The following is a 216-nucleotide window of genomic DNA, read 5'->3' as shown; positions in this document are numbered from 1 at the left end:
AGGGTGTGGATGTCGTCCTGGACTCGCTGGCCGGTGAGTTCGTGGACGCCTCGCTGCGGTTGCTGCCGCGTGGCGGCCGTTTCCTGGAAATGGGCAAGACCGACATCCGCGACGCGGAAACGGTCCGCAACGCCCATCCCGGCGTGACCTACCGGGCGTTCGACCTCTGGGACGCCGGCCCCGAGCGGATCGGCCAGATGCTCAAGGCGCTGGTGG

1 protein-coding gene is annotated in these 216 nt (G+C 69.0%); it reads left to right on the top strand.

The window, feature by feature from the left end:
- Positions 1-216, top strand: a 216-nt coding sequence (locus tag AC5WRT_RS39270; protein ID WP_496101132.1) for a zinc-binding dehydrogenase, incomplete at both ends; no start/stop codon positions are given.

The organism is Streptomyces sp. NTD91 (assembly GCF_059510455.1).
This window is presented reverse-complemented; position numbering and strand designations above follow the sequence as displayed.